The 21,907-nt window shown below is 38.4% G+C and carries 20 protein-coding genes; 16 read left to right on the top strand and 4 right to left on the bottom strand.

Going from position 1 to position 21,907, the window contains the following annotated elements:
* Nucleotides 1-10: 10 nt before the first annotated feature.
* From larC to larE, 3 genes are read right to left on the bottom strand one after another with little or no spacing between them, the layout of a single operon-like run.
* Nucleotides 11-952 carry a nickel pincer cofactor biosynthesis protein LarC gene (gene larC, locus HMPREF0072_RS02295; protein WP_004827194.1) on the bottom strand — a complete coding sequence of 314 codons (942 nt, stop codon included), beginning with the start codon at nt 950-952 and terminating at the stop codon, nt 11-13.
* Nucleotides 952-1,710, bottom strand: a complete 759-nt coding sequence (larB, locus tag HMPREF0072_RS02290; RefSeq protein ID WP_004827193.1) for a nickel pincer cofactor biosynthesis protein LarB — start codon at nt 1,708-1,710, stop codon at nt 952-954. Before larB ends, larC begins: the two co-directional genes overlap by 1 nt.
* Complete coding sequence (gene larE, locus HMPREF0072_RS02285) at nt 1,710-2,543, bottom strand: ATP-dependent sacrificial sulfur transferase LarE (protein WP_004827192.1); 834 nt, start codon at nt 2,541-2,543, stop codon at nt 1,710-1,712. Before larE ends, larB begins: the two co-directional genes overlap by 1 nt.
* A gap of 241 nt (nt 2,544-2,784) precedes the next feature.
* Between larE and sppA the strand changes: the two genes are divergently transcribed.
* The 5 genes from sppA (at nt 2,785) to HMPREF0072_RS02260 (ending at nt 9,298) form a co-directional block, all read left to right on the top strand.
* Nucleotides 2,785-3,768 carry a signal peptide peptidase SppA gene (gene sppA / locus HMPREF0072_RS02280; protein WP_004827191.1) on the top strand — a complete coding sequence of 328 codons (984 nt, stop codon included), beginning with the start codon at nt 2,785-2,787 and terminating at the stop codon, nt 3,766-3,768.
* Nucleotides 3,758-4,231, top strand: a complete 474-nt coding sequence (locus HMPREF0072_RS02275; RefSeq protein ID WP_004827190.1) for an RDD family protein — start codon at nt 3,758-3,760, stop codon at nt 4,229-4,231. Before sppA ends, HMPREF0072_RS02275 begins: the two co-directional genes overlap by 11 nt.
* Nucleotides 4,232-4,421: 190 nt before the next feature.
* The gene (locus HMPREF0072_RS02270; RefSeq protein ID WP_004827189.1) at nt 4,422-6,950 is read left to right on the top strand and encodes a ribonucleoside-diphosphate reductase subunit alpha; all 2,529 of its coding nucleotides are present in this window, start codon (nt 4,422-4,424) and stop codon (nt 6,948-6,950) included.
* A 947-nt stretch (nt 6,951-7,897) separates the two neighbouring features.
* Complete coding sequence (locus HMPREF0072_RS02265; RefSeq protein ID WP_231549493.1) at nt 7,898-8,230, top strand: phage holin family protein; 333 nt, start codon at nt 7,898-7,900, stop codon at nt 8,228-8,230.
* Nucleotides 8,231-8,239: 9 nt separating this feature from the next.
* On the top strand, nt 8,240-9,298 hold the full coding sequence (locus HMPREF0072_RS02260) for a ribonucleotide-diphosphate reductase subunit beta (RefSeq protein ID WP_004827187.1): 1,059 nt from the start codon (nt 8,240-8,242) through the stop codon (nt 9,296-9,298).
* A gap of 83 nt (nt 9,299-9,381) precedes the next feature.
* On the opposite strand, the gene HMPREF0072_RS02255 is transcribed toward HMPREF0072_RS02260, so the two are convergent.
* Complete coding sequence (locus HMPREF0072_RS02255; RefSeq protein WP_004827186.1) at nt 9,382-10,467, bottom strand: hypothetical protein; 1,086 nt, start codon at nt 10,465-10,467, stop codon at nt 9,382-9,384.
* 100 nt (nt 10,468-10,567) lie between these two features.
* On the opposite strand from HMPREF0072_RS02255, the gene HMPREF0072_RS02250 reads away from it, so the two are divergent.
* From HMPREF0072_RS02250 to HMPREF0072_RS02200, 11 genes are all read left to right on the top strand, one after another.
* Nucleotides 10,568-10,891, top strand: coding sequence for a hypothetical protein (locus HMPREF0072_RS02250; protein WP_004827185.1), 324 nt, complete (start codon nt 10,568-10,570; stop codon nt 10,889-10,891).
* Entirely contained in the window at nt 10,878-12,800 is a 1,923-nt protein-coding gene (locus HMPREF0072_RS02245) for a V-type ATP synthase subunit I (RefSeq protein WP_004827184.1), read from the top strand. The genes HMPREF0072_RS02250 and HMPREF0072_RS02245 overlap by 14 nt, the downstream gene beginning before the upstream one ends.
* Complete coding sequence (locus HMPREF0072_RS02240) at nt 12,800-13,267, top strand: V-type ATP synthase subunit K (protein WP_004827183.1); 468 nt, start codon at nt 12,800-12,802, stop codon at nt 13,265-13,267. The genes HMPREF0072_RS02245 and HMPREF0072_RS02240 overlap by 1 nt, the downstream gene beginning before the upstream one ends.
* Nucleotides 13,268-13,282: 15 nt before the next feature.
* Nucleotides 13,283-13,846, top strand: coding sequence for a V-type ATP synthase subunit E (locus HMPREF0072_RS02235; RefSeq protein ID WP_004827182.1), 564 nt, complete (start codon nt 13,283-13,285; stop codon nt 13,844-13,846).
* Entirely contained in the window at nt 13,843-14,877 is a 1,035-nt protein-coding gene (locus tag HMPREF0072_RS02230; protein WP_004827181.1) for a V-type ATPase subunit, read from the top strand. Before HMPREF0072_RS02235 ends, HMPREF0072_RS02230 begins: the two co-directional genes overlap by 4 nt.
* The gene (locus HMPREF0072_RS02225) at nt 14,870-15,181 is read left to right on the top strand and encodes a V-type ATP synthase subunit F (RefSeq protein WP_004827180.1); all 312 of its coding nucleotides are present in this window, start codon (nt 14,870-14,872) and stop codon (nt 15,179-15,181) included. Before HMPREF0072_RS02230 ends, HMPREF0072_RS02225 begins: the two co-directional genes overlap by 8 nt.
* A gap of 11 nt (nt 15,182-15,192) precedes the next feature.
* Nucleotides 15,193-16,950 carry a V-type ATP synthase subunit A gene (locus tag HMPREF0072_RS02220; protein ID WP_004827179.1) on the top strand — a complete coding sequence of 586 codons (1,758 nt, stop codon included), beginning with the start codon at nt 15,193-15,195 and terminating at the stop codon, nt 16,948-16,950.
* Between the two features lie 4 nt (nt 16,951-16,954).
* The gene (locus tag HMPREF0072_RS02215) at nt 16,955-18,322 is read left to right on the top strand and encodes a V-type ATP synthase subunit B (RefSeq protein WP_004827178.1); all 1,368 of its coding nucleotides are present in this window, start codon (nt 16,955-16,957) and stop codon (nt 18,320-18,322) included.
* 3 nt (nt 18,323-18,325) lie between these two features.
* The gene (locus tag HMPREF0072_RS02210) at nt 18,326-18,964 is read left to right on the top strand and encodes a V-type ATP synthase subunit D (RefSeq protein ID WP_004827177.1); all 639 of its coding nucleotides are present in this window, start codon (nt 18,326-18,328) and stop codon (nt 18,962-18,964) included.
* A 318-nt stretch (nt 18,965-19,282) separates the two neighbouring features.
* A complete protein-coding gene (locus HMPREF0072_RS02205) occupies nt 19,283-20,875 on the top strand; it encodes a Na+/H+ antiporter NhaC family protein (RefSeq protein ID WP_004827176.1) in 1,593 nt (530 codons plus the stop codon).
* A 72-nt stretch (nt 20,876-20,947) separates the two neighbouring features.
* Nucleotides 20,948-21,898, top strand: coding sequence for a magnesium transporter CorA family protein (locus tag HMPREF0072_RS02200; RefSeq protein WP_004827175.1), 951 nt, complete (start codon nt 20,948-20,950; stop codon nt 21,896-21,898).
* The last annotated feature ends 9 nt before the right edge of the window (nt 21,899-21,907 follow it).

Raw genomic sequence — 21,907 nt, 5'->3', positions numbered from 1 at the left:
TCAAGTAGTCTTACAGTTTTTTTTTACCTGTGTCAATCTCAATGACCCTTAGGACATTAGTTGATTTTTCGAAGTCCTTATTGCCAGCTCCTAGGCCGATTTTTTTGATTTTAAAACTTTCTGGAGCTTTTTTATAGAAGTATTTGACGATTGCAGCCCCTGTTGGAGTGATGTGCTCGCCTTCTTCTCCGATGAAGTTAAGATTAATTTCAGAATCTGCTAGGATATTGGCTACAGCTGGTACAGGTATTGGCATTGGGCCATGAGCGCACATTTGATAGCCAAATCCTTCATAGAGGTCTGAGAAGTAAATATTTTCTACACCTAGGTCATCTAGGCATATACAAGTGCCGACAATATCTATAATAGAATCAATCGCTCCAACTTCGTGAAAGTGGACTTCAGATTTGTCGATGCCGTGGGCCTTGGCTTCTGCATCGCCAATGATGTCGAAAATTCCTAGGGCATTTTTCTTTATATTGTCGTTTAGGTCTGATGAATTTATAATTTCTTCGATATCTGTTAGGTTTCTGTGAACATGGTCGTGGTGATGATCGTGGTCATGGTCGTGACAATGTTCATGAGAATGAGTATGGCCATCTTCATGAGTGTGTTCGTGGCAATGTTCGTGATCGTGGTGATTATGGTCGTGGTCATGGTGGTCATGGTCATGACAATGTTCATGAGAATGAGTATGGCCATCTTCATGAGTGTGTTCATGGCAATGACAGTGGTCGCCTTCATGGTCGTGGTCGTGACCTGCTAGGATTACGTCAAAGTTATAGGAGTCAATCCCATTTTTCTTTACTCTTTCAAAAACTAAGTCGTAGCCAGTAAGGCCGAGAGATTTGATTCCTTCGATTAATTTTTCCTTGCTTGCACCGAGGTCTAAAAGAGCTCCTATGGTCATATCACCAGCTATTCCTGAATACATTTCAAAATATAGGTCCATTATTTATTTCCTTTCGCGATTAGCCTATTGATTTGGCAAGCTTGGTAGGCGGCTCCGTAGCCGTTGTCGATATTAACTACGCTTACGCCTTCGGCACAGGAGTTGATCATTGACAAAAGGGCGGTAATCCCTCCAAGGTTTGCTCCGTAGCCGACTGATGTTGGGACAGCTATAATTGGCTTATCAACAAGGCCTGCAAGCACTGTGGCAAGGGCTGCTTCCATACCTGCTATGGCTATAATTACATTTGCTTTTTTTATTTCTTCTGTCTTATCTAAGAGCCTATGGACTCCAGCAACTCCCACATCCCTGTAGGCTTTTACTTTTGCCCCAAGAAAGCGCGCTGTAATTTCAGCTTCAAGGCTAATTGGCAAATCAGATGTGCCAGCAGATACTATGGCGATTTCGCCGATTTTCTCGCTTTCTTTGGAGTAGTCCAGGCTAATAATTTGGGCAAGGTCTGAATATTCCACGTCATCGATGACAGCTTTTACGATTTCGTATTGTCTACGGCTTGCCCTGGTGCCGATTACGGATTCGCCTCTTTCGTAAAAGGCCTTAAAGATTTCTATGAGGCTCTTGTCATCTTTTGATGCGCAGTAAATTGCTTCTGGAAAACCACGTCTGTCTCTTCTTGAGAAGTCGATTTTGGCGTTTTCACCTACGTCTGCATATCCTTTGTCTTCAAGGATTTTAAGGGCATCCTCTTCTGAGATTAGCCCTTCTTTGATTTGTTTGATTAAGGTTTTTTTATCCATTATAAGACCCACTTTTTCTTTTCTTCTTCACTTAGACCCTCATCCATTGACCCTGACCTAAAACCTTCTAGGTCGATTGTCACATAGGAAAAGCCAAGGGTTTTAAATTCTTTTATGACAAGGTATCTCTTGTCGATAAATTTTATAAAGTCATCTGGCTCTAGTTCAATCCTAGCAATATTTGAGTGGTCTCTTACTCTAAATTTGATAAAGCCTAGGTCCCTTATAAAAGCTTCTGCTTTTTCAAGTCTGTCTAGTTTCGCCGGGGTAATCTTTGTACCGTAAGGAAACCTAGTCAAAAGACAAGGTGCTGACGGCCTTTTGGCAACACTTACTCCAAGCTCGCTAGCAAGGGCCCTCACCATTTCTTTAGAAAAACCAGCCATATTTAGAGGACTTACGACTCCAAGATTTTTTAGGGCCATAAGACCTGGTCTATAAACCTTGTGGTCATCGGTGTTGGTCCCGTCAATGACATAGCCGTAACCGAGTTCGTCTTTTAAATCTATAGCTTGTTTAAAAAGGTGGCTCTTGCAGTGGTAGCACCTATCTTTTTCGTTGTTGGTAATGTGGTCATCTACAAAGATATCCACATCTTTTATATATAACTTAACTTGCATTTCTTCTGCCAAATTTTTGGCGTTTACAAGGTCTTCTTCTGTACTTGATGGTGCCTTGAAAAACATGGCGACTACATCGTTTTCATTTTGCCTTAGAGAAGATGCGATTTTTAGAAGTAAGGCAGAATCTACCCCACCAGAAAAGGCCAAAACTATTTTTTCTTTTAGCAAGTCCCTCATGATTTGGTAGAGCTTTTTAGTGTATTTGTCCATAAATAACACTTCCTTTATTAAAATAATAAAAAATAATTAAGCTATATTAAAAATACAGCTTAATTTTTTATGTAAATAGCTCCGGGCAGGAGCTATACATAACAATGTAATCGAGTGTTAACGATAATTGTAATGCATATTCATTGTACTGATTGGTCTATAAAAATGCAATCATCTTTATTAAGTCTTGATTTATTTTGGGGTATAATGGAGGAGTGAAAATTAAAATTAAGGAGATATTATGAAAAACAATGCAAAAAGATGGATAGCAGTAGGTCTTGCAGTTCTTGTTCTTGTTGCTTCTATGTTTATGAAAGATGCTAGTGAAGAAAAAGAGGCAAAGGGCTTGGCTTACCTTAGAGATTGGGGCAAGTCTACACTTTTTGACCAGGAAGTCATCCAAGGAACAAACTCTGCCGAAAAAATCAGAAAAATTTCTCTAGAAGGTGTAATCCAAGGTGACGAGAATAGTGAATTTGTCATAAGCGAGCTTAAGGATGCAGCGAAAGATCCAACAACCAAGGGCGTTATCCTTACAGTAAATTCCCCAGGCGGATCTGTTTATGTGTCAGAAAAAATTGCCAAGGAAATCAAAAGCCTAAAAGCAAAGAAGATTCCAGTTTATTCTGTTATGGAAGAAATGGCTGCATCTGGTGGTTACTATATATCTGCTCCAACAGATAGGATTTACGCTTCAAATGAAACCCTCACTGGTTCTATCGGTGTAATCATGGGTGGTCGTTCCTTCCAAGGACTCTTTGAAAAATATGGAATCAAGGAACAAAACGTAGTTTCAGGCAAGATGAAAGATACAGGCACTATGGGCAGGGACTTAAATGCTGAAGAAAAAGCCTACCTCCAAGCTCTAGTAGATTCAGCCTTTGGTCGTTTTGTAAAAATCGTATCAGAAGGCAGACATATGAGTGAAAAAGACGTCAGAAAACTCGCCGATGGTAGGGTTTATGATGGAGCCCAAGCTGTGAAAAATGGTCTTGTAGATAAGATAGGCGATATTGACATGGCAATAGCTGATATGATCAAGGAAAATAAGTTAAACGACCCACAAGTTGTGGAAAGTTCTTATGCAAACATATCGCTTAGACAACTTTTCCAAAAGGTTAGTGATTTGAAAAAATCTTCATCAGACCTCGCCATCCTCAAGGAATTAATGGAAGAAAATAGGCAAGCTCCTATGTATATCTACGGAGGAGTCTATGGAAGATAAAAAAGTTTTCGAAGAAAGAGATTTTGCATATGCCTACTCATCATTCGGCCTAAGATTTTTGGCTTACCTGATAGATATGATGGTCATATCTGCCATCTTTAGCATAGGTAAGTTCATTTTTCCAATAGATCCAGAGGCTAAAGTACTGGGCCTAGTGCTTGCCGATGTCATCTACACCATTGTTAGCCTAGCCTACTTTACAATCCTATCTTTAATAACCAGGGGCCAAAGCCTTGGGAAAATTATTACAGGACTCAGGGTGGTATCTGTTGGTGGAGGAAATTTATCAACAAGTCAAATTTTAATAAGGGAAATAGCTGGAAGATATATTCAAAACAAGTTTATTTTTCTCTATGCCCTAGCCCTAGTTACTCCAAAAAAACAAAGTTTTATCGATCTTTTCACTGATACATCTGTTGTAAAAGAAGATGCCTTTAAGGCCCTATACACAGAAGAAATTTAGATAAATTTGTTTTTGTCAACAAATAAACTTTTAAAAAAGAAGAAAAATTACAAGCAATAGCACAAAGATAAGCTTTAAAGGTCTTTGTGCTCTTTTTTGGCTCGATTGCATACCAGCCCCTATATAAGGTATGATAGATGTAGATTTTGATAAAATACCACTATATATAGTAGTTAATTTGGAGTTATGAATGAAGATAATTAAAAGAGACGGGTCAAAAGTTGACTTTGAATTAGAAAAAATTAAAAGAGCTATATTCAAAGCCTTTAAGTCAGTGGATTCTACGATAACTGACGAAAAACTTGAATACATCGCCCAAAAAATTGTAGGAACTATCGAGGAAAAATTCCCTGTTGACCACGTAGTTACGGTTGAGGAAGTCCAAGACTTAGTTGAATTAAGTCTTATTGATGAAAATTATTATAGGGAAGTTAAGTCCTTTATCCTCTACCGCGCCAAGCATAACATGGACAGGAAGGTAATATCCGACTTTACTAAATATGTAAGTGATAAGGATCTAATGGAGATCATTTCTAAGGTGCAAAGGGAGTTTGATAGTCAAAGGTATCCAATAGAATCACTTTATTTTAAATTTGAATCTTTCACTAAGCCAGAAATGAACGATAAGGAAGTGCTTGACGCAGTCATTCGTGCGGCAAGCGAGCTAACTAGCAAGGAAGCTCCGGATTGGGAAATAATTGCAGCGAGATTTTTAGCCTATAAGATAAATTTAGAAATTAGACAAGAGGAAGAACGATATGATATCTATGATTTCAAGTCAAAGATAAGGTTTTTGACTGAAAAAGGTCTATATGGATCCTATATTTTAGAAAATTATTCTTCAGCTGAAATTGATGAGCTAGAAAAACACCTGGACTATGATAGGGATGATATTTTCACTTATTCAGGCCTAGACTTAATTAGAAAAAGATACCTAATTACAAGCTATGATGGCCGTCTTTTAGAGAAAGTTCAAGAGATGTTTATGGGAATTGCCATGCATCTTGCTATTCCAGAAGAAGACAAGGTTAGCTTTGCCAAGAGACTTTATGATATTTTATCAACCTTAAAGGCAACCATGGCAACCCCAACTATGACCAATGCCAGAAAGCCTTTTAACCAGCTTTCATCATGCTTTATAGAAACAGTTCCTGACACCCTAAAGGGAATCTATAGGTCCATTACTAATTTTGCTGAAGTTTCCAAACACGGTGGTGGAATGGGACTTTATTTTGGCAAGGTAAGGGCAAATGGCTCTGATATTCGTGGCTTTGAAGGAGTTGCAGGTGGGGTTATCCGTTGGATTAGACTTGCTAATGACACTGCTGTAGCTGTTGATCAACTTGGTGTGCGCCAGGGAGCTGTGGCTGTTTATCTTGATATTTGGCATAAGGATATGCCAGAGTTTTTGGGCCTAAGGACAAATAACGGCGATGACAGGATGAAGGCCCACGATGTCTTCCCAGGAGTATGCGTGCCAGATCTTTTCTGGAAACAAGTCAAAAATAATATGGAAGGCGATTGGTACATGTTCGACCCACATGAGGTAGAGAAAAAATATGGCAGGGCCATAGAAGATACCTACGGGGAAGAATTTGAAGAATTTTACAAAAAATTAGTCGATGATAAGGAAATTTCAAGAAGGATCATGCCGATCAAGGACATGGTAAGACTCTTAATCAAGTCTTGGTCAGAAACTGGCACACCATTTATTTTCAATAGGGACTTGGTAAATAAATATAATCCAAACAAGCACAAGGGAATAATTTATTCATCAAACCTTTGTACTGAGATTGCGCAAAATATGAGCCCATCAGAAACTGTTTCTACAGAAATAGTCACAGAAGATGGGGATGTGGTTATAGTTAACAAAACCAAACCGGGAGATTTTGTAGAATGTAACCTAGCCAGCCTCACCCTTGGCAAGCTTGATGTAAACAATCCTAAAGAGCTTGAAGAAACTGTAAGAACAGTTGTAAGGGCCTTAGATAACGTAATTGACCTAAACTATTATCCAACCCCATATGCGGAAGTAACCAACAAAAAATATAGGGCAATTGGCCTTGGCACCAGTGGCTACCACCACATGCTAGTTAAAAATGACATCAGATGGTCAGACGAAAAAGCCCATGCAGAACTTGTAGATAGGGTTTATGAAGACATAAATTATTACGCCATCAAGGAAAGTGTGGAAATCGCCAAAGACAAGGGGTCTTACAAGGTCTTTGAAGGCAGCGACTGGCAAAGCGGAGCATACTTCACTGACAGAGACTACACTTCAGAAAGATGGGAGAAGCTTGCGGAAGATGTTAAAAAATACGGACTTAGAAATGGATATTTAATGGCAATAGCCCCAACAGGATCAACATCCATAATCTCAGGCACATCAGCAGGAGTAGATCCAATCATGAGCCGCTACTTCCTAGAAGAAAAGAAGGGAGCCATAGTCCCAAGAGTGGCACCAGGACTAACAACAAAAACCTTCTGGCTCTACGAAAACGCCCACGACATAGATCAAAACATCTCAATGCGTATGGCAGGAATCAGACAACGTCACCTAGACCAAGCCCAATCAGTAAACATCTACATCACCACAGAATACACCATGAGACAAATTTTAAATGTTTACCTAACAGCTTGGGAAAGTGGAGTAAAGAGCATTTACTATGTGAGAGGCAAATCGCTTGAAGTGGAAGAGTGTGATACTTGCTCCGCATAGGATTTATACAATATAAATAAATTTTTGGGAGGGCTCCCAAAAGCCCTCTTTTTTTCAATCCGAGATTGACTACATCTATTATATTTTCTCAGTCATTAACATGACTGCTCCGTATCTGGGGGAACCCCAAGGGACCTTCCGCAGGGTCCCTCACTGGGTTCCCCCAGGCCCCCTTTCCGCTACACCCCCGAGCGGCTCCTTAGCGGAGTGCGGGTAAGGAAGCTTGCCTTTTCGGCAAGCTTTTTTTTGTAGAGAGAACGTCATTGTATAAGATTACGTATTTCCCCACAGATTTCTAATCTTCAGGTTGCTAAAAATCGCAAACTCGCTCACGCTCAAACAAGCGATTTTCTTTACGCAACCCTTGATTAGAAATCTTTGCCCAATAAAAGGGAGAATTGGTCTCGAGGTACATACAGGACTTGGTCTCGTTTGGCTTTTGCCAAACTTTGCTAAATTAATGTTTATTTTCAAACGAAGAGCTTAAAAACCTAAGACCAAGAATTTTTGTAAATGAAGTCGGCGTAAAAAAATTTGATTGTTTGAGCGTATGCGAGTTATCAAATTTTAGCCGACTGAATGTCAAAAAAAGTTAGAAGCTAGTTCAACTTAAACAAGGGCTCCTCCATACCAACACGTTTGCCGAAGGCAAACTCCTTGTCCCCCGAGAGGGGTCGCCCGGAGGGTGTAACGGAATGGGGGTGTAAGGGGGAAACCGATGAGGGAACGTGCGAAACGTTCCCTAGGGTTTCCCCCTTTGAACGAAGATTCAATTGTAAATAAAATCATCACATATAAAATAGATAACTTATCTCGGATAAGAAAAAAAAGATAACTTATCTCGGATAAGAAGAAAAAAAGATAACTTATCTCGGATAAGAAAATAATAATCTGGTATAATAATATTATAAGAACAATTCATCTTGGATGAAGAAAAGGAGTTTATTTTGTTGATTTTATTTATAGCAAATGCTATTTCATTATTTTTGATGAGTAAGTTTATTAGCCATATTTCTTTTGATAAGACTTCGGCGCTTATTATTACAGCTATTGTTTTGACTCTGCTTCAGAGGGTTGTTGAGCCTATTCTTAGGTTTTTTGCCTTTCCTATTAGCTTTTTGACCTTGGGTTTATTTCACCTTGTGATTTCTGCTTTTGTCTTGTATTTGGCTTTTAAATTTGTTGATGGGGCCTATATTGACTCCCATTTATTTAGTTTGATTTTTGCATCTATTGTACTTTCAATAGTTTCATCTATTGTGTTGAATATTATTTCTTAGGAGGTAGAAATGGAAGAAAGTAAAAAGAAAGAAGTCGAGAAGCGTGGCATTTTCAATGAAAATGGCGATATTGATCTTGCTAAGAGAAAGATTATTCAAGGTAACACAACAAACCTTAATGATTTTAACAATTTAAAATATACCTGGACATCCGATTGGTACAGGCAGGCTATGAATAATTTTTGGATTCCAGAGGAGATAAACCTCAACCAAGATATCAAAGATTATAGGAAGCTTGACCAACACGAAAAGAGAGCTTTTGATAGGATTTTGTCATTTTTAACCTATCTTGATTCTATCCAGACAGCCAACTTGCCAAACCTACAAACTTATGTGACTGCAAATGAGATTAACCTTTGTCTTTCAATTCAGACCTACCAGGAGTCAATCCATTCTCAGTCTTATTCATACATTCTTGATACCATCTGCTCACCTGAGGAGAGGACAAGAATTTTGTACCTTTGGAAGGAAGATGATCACCTTCTAAGACGTAATGAGTTTATTGGTGAACAATACAACGAATTTTTGGTTGATGATAATGAGTTTAAATTTGTGAGAGCACTTATAGCAAATTATATACTTGAGGGAATCTACTTCTATTCAGGCTTTTCCTTCTTCTACAATCTAGGAAGAAATGGCAAGATGCCAGGAACTGTCCAAGAAATCAGATACATCAACAGGGATGAGAATACCCACCTTTGGCTTTTTAGGTCCCTAATTAACGACCTAAAGAAGGAAAGACCAGATCTTTTCACACCAGAGGCAACAATTGTTTATAGAGATATGCTAAAAGAAGGCGTACGCCAGGAAATCGAATGGGGCAAATACGCTATCGGCGATAATATTGCAGGACTATCTACAACCATGATTGAAGACTACATCAAATATCTTGGCAACCTTCGTGCTAAGGGCCTAGGATTTGACCCACTATTTGAAGGTTACACCGAGATTCCACAATCAATGAAATGGGTAGATGAATATTCAGATCCAAATAGAGTTAAGACTGACTTCTTCGAAGCAAAAGTAACTGCCTATTCTAAATCATCTATAATCGAAGACGACCTATAAAAGACAGAGCGATTTTTCGCTCTGTTTATTTTTTGAAAAAATCAAAATTGTATTTCTCATGAAATAATGTTTCACACGAAACATTATTTTTTTATAGATTCCTTAATTGACTCTGCCATAGAAATGGCCAGGGACTTATTGGCAAGGGGACCCACAACTATTATTGTAAGGTAATTTTTCTTCTTTAATACAAATTTTTTTCCTGTGAGGGTGTTTTCTCTTGAATAAAGTCTGATTTCTCCTTCCAAAATACCATTATTAAGTGAAACTTCACCCATATTTATCAGCTGGGTTGGGTAGATTATATCTCCAGAATTTAGGCTGTATGCATCATAAAGACTACCATCGAGCCTATCTTCTTTCATGATGATTTCTCCTAGGACTTCATTATCTTCCTTGGCCAAGAAATATTTAAAACCATCGCCCTCTTGTTTTAGGAGAAAATTTTCTGGGATTTTTAGGGATAGGTCAGCAAAATCTACATCGCTTGTGGCAAAAATTGATAGGCTGTCCTTAAAGTCTTCAAAGGTTTTTCTGACTTCAAATGGGTCGTTGCCGGTCACATAGGAAGTCATTAAGATGTCGGACATAATTTTCCCACCAGCCCTTGTTCCGTTTTCCTTGATTGTAAAATATAGGGTGGAGTTGGCGCTTTTTATAAAAAAGTGGGTGTAGGTGTACTCATCGTCCCTGCTTATAAAATAAGCGCTATCCAAGTCTGTAAACTTATTTCTGACAGGTTGGGATATGATTTTTGCTGCTAGATTTTCCTCCTTAATTAGAACGTTAGAAAGGTCGATAAGGTCATAAGTCGCATCGAGCTTTTTGAAGCTAATTAAGATATTGTAGGATGAGTCTAGGGGAAAATCAATAAAATAGCTGTCTTCTTTTTTGAAAATCTCGCACTTAGAAGGAATTCTAAAAAATATATCATTTAGCCTTACTTCCTTGTCATAGTCTAAGTTATCCAAATCTTTTTTCGAATAGGTTTCATTTGTTTCTTTAATTGATGTTGGGTAGGTTATTAGTTTTTCGCCAGTATAAAGGCTATCATCTTGTTTGAATTTATCAATTTTTGCTAGGGGATAAATTTCGGTATTTGCCTTATTTTCTTTTTCACACCCTGGCAAAAATAACATAATTATGAGTATCAGCAAGTATTTTTTCATAAATTTTCCTCTAAATTATAAAATATAAGTCTTATTTTGTCTAGACTATACCCGAATTGGGTAAAAATATGATATAATTTAATTAACTAGGGGGTGAATTATGACTGATGACATTTTGAATCAAGTCAAATTAGCCGAAGAGTCGGCTGCAAAAGAACTTGATTTGGCCAAAGAAAAAGCCCGAAAGCTAGTAGAAGAAGCTAAGATCAAAGCAGATGAGTCCTACAAAGAAGAGATTGATCGAGCTAAGGTAAAGGCAAAAAAACTAGTAGAGGAAGCTAAGCTTAAGGCCCTTGAAGAAAGCAAACCGGTGTTAGAAAAAGCGAGTGAAGTTGCAGAGGAAATCAAAAAAAGAGATTTAGGCGACATTAAAAAGACTGTAGACTTGCTTGTAGAAAGGATAGTAAATAATGGCAATAGTTAAGATGAATAAGTTTAGCTTGCTTAGTTTTTACAATAAGCGATCTAGCCTGCTTGATATTCTTCAAAATTTTAACTATGTGCATTTTAATGACCTTAAATTAGAAGAAAATGAATCTTACCTAAAAGAGGTTGAAAATTCAGTTGCCCTTAAGTCTTTGGAAGATAGGCAGGATAAGCTTAAATACGCTGTTGAGACTGTCAAAAAATATTCCAAAGAAGAAAGCCCAAACGAGCTTAAGAGATTAGATATAGAAAATGTCTATAGGGATTCTGAGAATTTTGATTTTGACCTTATTTATGATAAGTTAATTAAATTAGTTAAAGAAAGGGAAGGCCTGGTTGATAAAAAACAGGCGAATGATTCTAAAATCGACGATTTATTTCCATGGAAGGACATAAACCTAGATATAAATGACCTCTACAATTCGACAAGGGTCTTGGTAGAAACTGGCTCGATTTCAAGTCAATTTTACGATGACCTAAGAAAAGAGCTTGTAGAAAAACATTTGGAAAAATCTCTAGTCTATAGGCTAAGCGAAAAAGATAAGGTTAGCTACATAGTTGGAATTTCTTCCCTAGATGAAAAAGAAGAATTTAAAGAGATCCTAAGGGAGTTTGGTTTTACCAGGATAAGGGTAAAAGCAAGTGGCCCAGTAGGCGATGAGCTTGAAAAACTAAAAGCTGATTCGTATAAATATAAAAACGATATCACTAAACTTGAAGAGGAAATTGCAGGATTTTTTAAGTACATGGATGACTTCTACCTCTACGAATCTTTCCTTGAAAACGAAAGAAAAAAGGAAGCAAGCGCCGAGTATTTCTTAAAAACTGAGTCTATGGATGTCATAGAAGGCTTCGTGCCTGCTGATATGGTGGATGCTTTTAAGGAGGACCTTACAAGTGTTCTTGGCGAAGAGTTTATGCTTGATATAAGAAAAGCCGACCTTGATGATCCAGACGTGCCAATTATCCTTGAGAATAATTCGATAGTTGAACCTTTTGAGTCGGTAGTTGAAACCTATGCCCTACCAAAATACAACGAAATAGACCCATCCTTGCTTGTGGCAATATTTTATACTATCTTTACTGGGTTTATGATTGGTGACTTGGGCTATGGACTTCTGGGAGTGATTGGAACTGTTGCCATGCTTAAGATGAAAGATCTTACAAAGTCAAGCGAGAAGATGGTCAAGCTATTTTTTGCTATTTCACTTTCAGCTTGTTTCTTTGGAATACTTTTCGGTTCAGTCTTTGGTGGCATAATCGAAGTTCCTTTTGGCTGGGTAGATACCCAAAAAGATGTTTACACCCTCATTGGCATGAGCTTTGCCATTGGTACAGTTGCCTTGATGGTAAGTGTGGGTATGACCATAATTATTAATCTTAAAAACAACAGACCACTAGATGCCGTTTACGATTCGCTATTTACTTATATGTTCCTTGGTGGAATAGGTTATTATGTTTATAGCAAGTCAAAAATCGGCCTTTATGTGATGGCAGCCGGTATGGTTGGTATCCTCCTATTTTCAGGAAGAGATGCAAAAACAATCGGTGGTAGACTTGGTTCTGGTTTTTATAATGTGTATGGACTTACATCTTGGATAGGAGATTTTGTATCCTTCCTAAGACTTATGGCCCTTGTTTTATCAGGTGGCTTTGTAGCTTATGCAGTAAATGTAATTGTTAAAATGGTAGGAGGTGCAGGTATTGTTGGCATCCTTGGTGGCATATTAATTTTTGTAATTTTTCAAATATTTAATATGTTCCTATCCTACTTATCAGCTTATGTCCACGGCCTAAGACTTATTTATGTAGAGATGTTTAACAAGTTCTACGAGGGTGGTGGAATTAAATTTAGAGAAATGTTAGAAGATACTAAAAAGATTATCATTAATAAAAGGAGGAAATAATGAGTAACTTTTTTATTGAAAATGGCGGAATTATACTAGCAGTACTTGGAATGGCAATGGCTACATTTTTACCAGGCTCAGGATCAGCTAGGGGAACAGGTATGGCAGGTGAGGCTGCTGCAGCACTTACAGTAGAACAACCAGAAAAATTTGGTAAGGCATTAGTACTTCAATTATTGCCAGGTACCCAAGGTCTTTACGGTTTCGTAATAGCTTTCTTTATTATGCTAAGACTTGATGGAAATGTTGACTTTGCAAAGGGCCTATATTTCTTTATGGCTTCTTTACCAATAGCTATAGCAGGTTATACATCAGCAATCGCTCAGGCAAAGGTAGCAGTAGCAGGTATTAATATCCTAGCTAAGAAGGAAGACGAATTTATCAAGGGCGTTGTTTACGCAGTAATGGTTGAGCTTTACGCAATTCTAGCCCTAGTTATTTCCCTACTCCTTGTTTTAAGAGCGTAATATTAGGATAAGATTATGAATAATCTTGATTTAATATTAGAATCTATAAAAAATAAAGCAGAAGAAGAAAAAAATCAGATATTAGATCAGGCGAGAGCCGAAGCGAAAGAAATCACTGACCAAGCCAAGAGTAAGGCTAGCGAAGAAGTAAAAATCATTATGGATAAGGCAGAAAAAGAAGCTGCCACTACCCTTACTAACGAAGAACTCTCTTCATCTCGTAGGGGTCGTGATATAAAAATAAAAGCCAAAAATGAGCTAATAGACCAAGTGATTGATAAAGTTTTAGCTGAGCTTAAAAATTTGGATGGTCCAACCTATAAGAAATTTGTCTTAAATAGACTCGAGGGCTTCCCAGATTCAAGTGCAGAAATTATCCTTAGAGGTGGAGAAGATTTTGCCTTTGATTCTAGCGACCTAAAGGGACTTAGGCTGGCAAGTGAAACCACAAATGATGGCTTTATCATAAAAGATGGCAATGTCACCTATGATAATTCTTTTTCATCAATCATAGAATACGAAAGAGATGAAATTAAAAAAATAATATCTGACGCACTTTTTACTAAGGAAGAAATATGAAAAGAGAAAACTTCATAGCAGCTTCTACTTCCACAAGGATTTACGAAGATGATCTGCTTAAGGCCCGTGACCTTGAAAGACTAAATGACTATGAAAGTTTAAGCGAAGTGTTAAATGCTCTAAATGATTCATCCTATGCCAGCGCAATAGGAGAGCTTGACAGGGATGAGGAGTATGAGAAAATCCTAAATAAGGAATTAGTTAAGGTCTATGGGAAAATAGCTGATGTGACTCCTGATAAAAATATCAGCCAGTACCTAATCGAAAAATATAATTTCCATAACCTAAAACTTTTGGTAAAAGAACTTATCCAAGAAGAAGATTATTCCAAAATCTATTCGCCTATGGCAAATGTGGATACAGCCTTCATCAAAAGGGAACTTTTAAAGGCTACAGATGGGGATGTTTCTGTTGGTTCTATTGGCAAAAAGGAAGATAGGGAAATCTATCTTGCCTATGCCCAAAAAGCTCTTAATGCTTATAGGCAAAGCGAAAACCCTGCCATGATAGACATATCCCTTGATAAGTCCTATTATGAAAGGGAGCTTGATCTTGCAGAGGCGACTGGAATAGAAAGTTTGCTTACTTATACAAAGGAAGCAATCGACCTTGCCAATATCAAGACTCTCCTAAGGATTAGGGGACAAAAACTTGACTTTGATCATTTGAAAAATGCCCTAATCGAAGGAGGCAACCTCGATAAAAATGATGTTCTTGCTATGATAAGCATGGACGAAAACGAGATTGTATCCAAGACTTCAAGCCTTAAGGTGAATTCCTACCTCAAAAAAAGTTTGGATAGGGATAAAAATGACAAGGAAAATCTTCTTGACCTTGAAAAGGCCATCGATGATCACTTTATGGACTTTGCCAAAAAAGCAAAAGCCATGACCTATGGCCCAGAAGTTTTGTTAGGATTTTTAATTGCCAAGGAGCAAGAAATCAAAAACCTAAGGATAATCTTTATCTCTAAGTTAAATTCACTTCCAAAAGACTTTACTAGGGAAAGGTTAAGAGAAACTTATGTATAAAATAGGAGTAATTGGCGATAAGGATTCGATTTTAGCCTTCAAGGCAATTGGAATTGACGCCTTTACAGCCATTGACGACAAAGACGCAAGTAAACTAATAGATAAGCTAGCTGGCGAAGGCTACGGAGTGATTTTTATCACTGAAGCCATGGCAGAGCTTGTCAGCGAAACTATAGATAAATACAGAGAATCTATGACTCCAGCCATTATCCTAATCCCATCTAACAAGGGATCACTTGGTATTGGCCTTGCCGACATCAACCGTTCGGTTGAAAAGGCAGTTGGAGCTAACATTCTAAATTAAAGGAGCTTAATTTGAATATAGGTAAAATTACTAAAGTATCTGGACCACTTATAGAGGCAGAGGGTCTAACCGATGCTAATATCTATGACGTGGTTGAGGTATCAAAAGATAAGCTCATCGGTGAAATAATAGAGATGAGGGGAGATGTCGCAAGTATCCAAGTTTACGAAGAGACAACTGGTATAGGCCCTGGTGATGAAGTTAGGTCAACAGGTAGACCTTTGTCAGTAGAGCTTGGACCTGGTATGCTCGAGAGAATGTACGATGGTATCCAAAGACCACTGGAAAAACTTGAAATGCTTGCAGGAAATTTCCTAGAAAAAGGAGTTACAGCACCAGCCTTAGATAGGGAAAAGCTATGGGATTTTGAGCCGGTAGCAAATATAGGTGACGAAGTAGTTGCAGGGGATATCCTAGGAACTGTAGAAGAAACTACAGTTATTACCCACAAGATTATGGTGCCTTACGGAGTAGAAGGAAAACTTAAAGATATAAAAACTGGTGAATTTACAGTAGCTGATACTATTGCAGTTATTGAAACCAAAGACGGTGATAAAGAATTAAACATGATCCAATATTGGCCAGTTAGGAAGGGAAGACCAATCAAGGAAAAAATAGACCCTAACGAACCATTAATCACTGGTCAAAGGGTAATAGACACCTTCTTCCCTGTTGCTAAGGGTGGTACTGCTGCAATTCCAGGCCCATTTGGTTCAGGTAAGACCGTTGTCCAACACCAGATAGCAAAATTTGCTGATGCTGATATCGTAATTTACGTTGGTTGTGGCGAGCGTGGTAATGAGATGACTGACGTACTAAATGAATTCCCAGAACTTGTTGACCCAAAAACTGGCGAATCAATCATGAAACGTACAGTGCTAATTGCAAATACATCAAACATGCCAGTAGCTGCCAGGGAAGCGTCAATTTATACAGGTATTACTCTTGCAGAATACTACAGGGATATGGGCTATAACGTAGCCATGATGGCTGATTCTACATCAAGATGGGCAGAAGCCCTCCGTGAGATGAGTGGTCGTTTGGAAGAGATGCCAGGTGATGAAGGATATCCTGCTTATCTTGCCAGCCGTGTTGCTGATTTCTACGAAAGAGCCGGCAAGGTCAGGGTTTTAGGTAAAAGAGATGACATCGGTACCCTTTCAGTAATAGGAGCCGTATCTCCTCCAGGTGGAGATATGTCAGAGCCAGTAACCCAGGCAACCCTACGTATTGTTAAGGTCTTCTGGGGACTCGATTACGATTTGTCCTACCAAAGACACTTCCCAGCTATTAACTGGTTATCATCTTATTCTCTCTACCAAGACAAGATGGATAAGTTTATAGACGAAAATGTTGACGAAGAATTCTCAACTATGAGAAAACGCGCCATGAGTCTCTTGCAACAAGAATCAGGACTCCTGGAAGTAGTAAGGCTTGTTGGACGTGACGCCCTATCTGATGATGATAAGTTAAAATTAAATGTTACTAAGTCAATCAGAGAGGATTACCTCCAACAAAACGCCTTCCACGATGTGGATACCTACTGCTCACTAGGCAAACAAGATAAGATGCTAGGTCTAATTTTATATAACTATGATAAGTGCCTAGAAGCCTTGTCAAAGGGCGTTGAGATTAAACAACTAGAAGGTCTTGATGTTAACGAATCAATTTCAAGATTAAAACTAATTAGCGAAGAGAACAAATTAAGATTTGATGAAATCAGATCAGAGATTGACTCAGCAATTAGCAAGCTAATAAAGGAGGCATAGACGGATGTTAAAAGAATATAGAACTGTAACAGAAGTAGTTGGCCCTCTTATGCTTGTTGAAGGCGTTGAGGGAGTAAACTTCGAAGAATTAGTAGATATAAAACTTCAAACTGGCGAACACAGGAGAGGCAGGGTTATAGAAATCGATAAGGATCGTGCCATGGTTCAGCTATTTGAAGGCTCAAGCGGAATCAACCTTGAAGGCACATCTGTAAGATTTTTAGGTAGACCCCTAGAACTTGCAGTAAGTGAAGACATGATAGGTCGTGCCTTTAACGGTCTAGGTGAAGTTATAGATGACGGTCCAGAAATAATTCCAGAAGATAAGAGGGATGTTAACGGCACAGCTATAAACCCTGTTTCAAGAGACTACCCATCAGAATTTATCCAAACTGGTATTTCAACAATAGACGGACTAAATACCCTTGTACGTGGCCAAAAGCTTCCAATCTTTTCTGGAAACGGTCTGCCACACAACCAAGTAGCAGCCCAAATCGCTAGACAAGCTAAGGTTTTGGGAGATGACGAAGGCTTTGCTGTAGTATTTGCAGCTATAGGCATCACCTTTGAAGAAGCCCAATTCTTTATGGATGACTTTAAGAAAACAGGCGCCATTGACCGTTCAGTTTTATTTATAAACCTAGCTGACGATCCAGCTATCGAACGTCTTTCAACACCAAAAATGGCCCTAACATGTGCAGAATACCTTGCCTTTGAAAAGGATATGCAAGTATTAGTAATCATGACAGACATGACCAACTACGCTGAAGCCCTTCGTGAAGTATCTGCAGCCCGTAAAGAAGTGCCAGGCAGACGTGGCTACCCAGGATATCTATACACAGACCTTTCTACAATCTATGAAAGGGCAGGTAAACTTCGTGGCAAACCAGGAACTATTACTCAAATTCCTATTTTATCAATGCCAGAAGATGACATTACCCACCCAATTCCAGACCTAACAGGTTATATTACCGAAGGACAAATTATCCTAAGTCGTGACCTTTACAACCAAGGCATAGCACCACCTGTATCTATCCTTCCATCCCTATCAAGGTTAAAAGATAAGGGTATAGGTAGGGGCAAGACTAGAGAAGACCACGCAGATACCATGAACCAAATCTACGCAGCCTACGCTTCAGGTGTGGATGCTAGAGAGCTTCAAAAAATCCTCGGTGACTCTGCCCTATCAGCTGCCGACCTAGCCTTTGCAGAATTTGCTAAGGCCTTCGAAGAAAAATATATCAACCAAGGTTATTACACAAATAGGTCAATCGAAGAGACTCTTAACTTGGGTTGGGAACTCTTAAAGATAATTCCAAAATCAGAGCTTAAGAGAATTGACGACGCCCTAATAGAAAAATACATGGACTAGCCTATGGCAAAGCTAAAAGTAACCCCTACTAGGATGAACCTAAACGCTCTAAAGGGAAGGCTTGCCACTGCCAAAAGAGGATACAAACTCCTAAAAGATAAGCAAGATGAATTGATGAGGCAATTCTTGGAGCTCATCAGGGAAAATAAAAAACTTCGTGAAGATGTAGAAAAGGAACTATCAGACTCCTTCGCAGCTTTTTTAATGGCATCAGCCTTCATGAGTCCAGAAATCCTCGAAGAAGCAGTAAGCTTTCCAACACAGGAAGTTGGCGTTGATATTACAAGTAAAAACGTCATGAGTGTTAGGATTCCTAAGATGGAATTTAAGGTAAAGGTAAACGAAAAAGCTTCCATGTTTCCATACGGCTACGCCACAACAAGCGTGGGCCTAGATGAAGCAATCCTAAAGCTAAACCATGTAGTAGATAGGCTTTTGCAATTAGCTGAGCTTGAAAAAACAACCCAGCTAATGGCAGATGAGATTGAATCGACAAGAAGAAGGGTAAACGCCCTAGAATACAGGACCATCCCAGACCTTGAAGAAACAATCAAATACATCAGAGCCAAACTAGAAGAAAACGAAAGGGCAACCATATCAAGACTAATGAAAGTCAAAGATATAATTTCAGAAGAAAGATAAGAACACCACCGATTTTTCGGTGGTTTTTTTCTGTGTGAATTTATAGTGTTATCCGCCATTTCGACGACCGAAGGGAGGAGAAATCTTATAAAGAAAAGAAAGACTCAGATAAGGAAAATCACCATCAGATTTTTTAAATAAATTAGACTAAAAATTTCAAAATAATATTTATTAGGTAATTTCCTTCCGATTTTAGGTAAAACTAGATATAGTCGATGTTTTACCCTTTCTTATATTTTTAAATTCAGTATAATGTTAAACGTGCTTATTTTAAGCTTTTATTTTTATTATAGATTATTTAGATAGAGGAAGGTTTTTATGAAGAAGAAAAATATGAAACTTGCCCTTTGTGTGGGGCTTGTTTCGATAATTTTATCAATATATATTTCCCTTACAGAGGCCAATACTTTTGCTACTGCTTGGGCGCTTTTTCCGCCTGTGCTTGCTATTTTTATGGCACTTTTGACCAAGGAAGTTTATTCGTCCTTGTTTTTGGGAATCATAGTCGGAGGGATTTTAGGATCTGGTGGTTCACTTTCTAAATCCCTTGATAATGTAGTTGAAAAAGGGCTTATAACTTCTGTTTCCCAAACTGCGGGGATTTTTATTTTCCTTGTTGTTTTGGGAATCATGGTTGTTTTGATAAATCATTCGGGTGGGTCAAGGGCCTTTGGTGAATTTGCCCACTCAAAGATAAAATCGAGAAAGGCCGCCCAACTTTCGACCTTTTTCCTTTGCTCCATGCTTTTTATTGACGATTATTTTAATTGCCTGACATCAGGCTCTGTCATGAAGCCGGTGACTGACTCCTACAAGATTTCAAGGGCCAAACTTGCCTATATCATAGACTCAACAGCAGCTCCAATTTGTATGATTGCACCGATTTCATCTTGGTCAGCGGCGGTTTCTGGCTATGCTGAGGGGATTTCTGGCATAGAAATGTTTGTAAGGTCTATTCCCTTCAATTTCTATTCGCTTTTGACCTTGGTTTTTGTAGTGTCAATCATACTTTTTGACAACGACTTTGGTCCGATGAAGGATGTTGAGAAAAAAGCTATGGAAACAGGGGACCTTGGAGCTCTTAAGACAAGTAAAATTACAGCAGAAGACGGCAATCCAAACGGAAAAGTGATTGACCTTATCTTTCCGATTTTGGTTTTGATCCTTGTTTCTGTTTTATCTTTAGTCTACGTTGGGGGATTTTTTGATCCTGCAAGTGAATTTTACAGAGACTTTGTGAATGCCTTTGCCAATACAGATTCATCTGTAGCCCTTGCAATGGGGTCTCTTTTTGCCCTTATCATTTCCATAATTTATTTTGTAATTAGGGGCGTGATTAGCTTTGAAAAGTCAATGGAAAGTCTGTCTGAAGGATTTTCTTCTATGGTTGGGGCGATTTTAATCCTAACTATGGCTACAAGCCTCAAAAATATTTCAAACGACCTCTTGGGTTCCCAAGAATTTGTTGGAAATCTAATGAAGGGGGCAGTTGGAAGCCTAAATTCATTTTTACCTGCAGTTATCTTTGTTGTTGCAATCTGCCTTGCCTTTGCCACAGGGACAAGTTGGGGAACTTTTGGGATTTTGATTCCAATCATAACTGCCATGTTTGAAATAGGTCAACCTTTGTTTTTCATAGGCATTTCTGCTTGCCTATCTGGGGCAGTTTGCGGGGACCACATTTCGCCAATTTCAGATACAACCATAATGTCATCAGCAGGTGCAGGTTGTGTCCATGTTGACCACGTCAAAACCCAGTTAGCCTATGGGCTCACAGTCGCAGGCATTGCCAGTATTTCCTACATCATCGCTGGCTTTACCCATTCGGCAATAATTTCCCTTGCCTTTGGGATTTTTGCAATCATGGTCTTTATGGTGGTTTTAAAATCTATAAATAAATCGCTAGCCTAAGTGCGGGGATTTTTTGACAAGGAAGTTACTATCCCATAGAATGATTAAGATATTTGAAAAATAGGAGTTTACATGGAATATATTTATAAATTTGATACGGATAATGGTTTTGAAGAAACGACCATGCCAAAGTTTTATGATGCCATAGAAGACGACGACTTTTATCTAATGTATTTAGGAAAGGCTGATTTTATTGACTTTGCTAAGAAATATAAGCTTGATAATGCCTTGGTCGACCTCCTTGTCACAGAAAATAGCAAAAAATCCTATGTGGCAGTTGAGGATACCTACACCTTTGCGATTTTAGAGCTTTTAGACATAAGGGGCAATCTTGATACATCAGACCTCATTGGTTTTTATATAGAAAATAATAGGCTAGTTGTGGTTGATATGTACGACAAGGACGATTCCACAACTCGAGCCTTCAACAAGATGGTGGCCAAGAGATTTTCATCAAGGTCGCCAGGCCGTGCCCTAAAACACTTTATAACAGCCCTAATTGATAAACATACAAAGATTTTTGATCAGATAAAAGATTCAACAGCCCAAATAGAGGATTCGATAATAAATAACAAGTCAAACAAGGATAAGATTGGAGTGATTTCTGATAATAGGCACAAGGCTCTAAATCTTTACACATCCTACGAGAGACTCCTAGATACAATCGAAGTTTTTGTAGAAAATGAAAATGAAATCTTTGATGATGACGACATCAAACACTTAAAATCCCTAGCCTATAGGGTTGAAAGATATTCGGCGAATATTTCCTATTTGTCCGACTACATTACCAATGTCAAGGACTCCTACGATTCAAAAATGGACCTAACCATGAACTCAACTATGAAAATCCTCACAGTTGTAACTACGATTTTCACCCCGATTACAGTCCTAACTGGCTGGTACGGGATGAATTTTGAAAACATGCCGGAACTGAGCTGGGAATTTGGCTATATGTATATCATCGGCCTATCTATCCTAAGCGTAATCATTTGCTATCTTTTATTTAAAAAGATTGACAAATAGGCTCTGCCT

The organism is Anaerococcus lactolyticus ATCC 51172, from assembly GCF_000156575.1.
Taxonomy (GTDB): domain Bacteria; phylum Bacillota; class Clostridia; order Tissierellales; family Peptoniphilaceae; genus Anaerococcus; species Anaerococcus lactolyticus.
This window is presented reverse-complemented; position numbering and strand designations above follow the sequence as displayed.